1 protein-coding gene is annotated in these 615 nt (G+C 56.1%); it reads right to left on the reverse strand.

Annotation, left to right across the window (positions count from 1 at the left end; genetic code table 11):
- Positions 1-148: 148 nt before the first annotated feature.
- The coding region (locus ACP7D9_RS29475; RefSeq protein ID WP_426160421.1) for a hypothetical protein at positions 149-615 on the reverse strand (467 nt) is incomplete at its 5' end.

The raw sequence follows: 615 nt of genomic DNA on the forward strand, positions 1-615 counted from the left end.
ATCGTGTCGATTCGATCCTGAATGCGGGCAATCTGCGACACCGCTGCACTGTTGCGCGCGGCGAGCTCAGCTTTTGCCAGCGCCAGCGCTTCGGCAGCCTGAACAGCATCCTTCATCGCCTTGGTGATCAATTTGCTCCAATCGATATTCACTTGGCTGCCTCCGTGGGTTGCTCTGGATCCGCCAGTGGTTGCGGCAAACTCACCACACCCTCAGGAACACTCAGTAAAGGTTCCGGGTACGCCTGCTCTGGACTGAAATTGATGGGTAGCGGAAGGAAGATTGTGATCTCAAGCTCCCCGCTCTTTCGATCAACCTGTCCCGCGAACCAGGATGAGCTGATCGCCGTGGCCGGCAAGGTATCGCCCTCTTGAATGGGGGAAAAATCGAAGGTCTCGCCGTTTACCACAAGCGCGTCACCGATGCGGACAACGCTCAGTTCAGCATCACTACGGATGGGTTGCAGATCAATCCTCATCAGAACCATCTCCCAATCGAAAAAATATTGAATGCCACGCTCGAAGTAACAGTCGACGATGCCGGGGAGGCGAGAAACAGACTGAACGTGTTGCCGTTGGTGGCTTCTGCCAAGGGGCACCATGCTGCACGTCCCGC

The organism is Pseudomonas sp. TSRC2-2, assembly GCF_049897785.1.
Taxonomy (GTDB): Bacteria; Pseudomonadota; Gammaproteobacteria; order Pseudomonadales; family Pseudomonadaceae; genus Aquipseudomonas.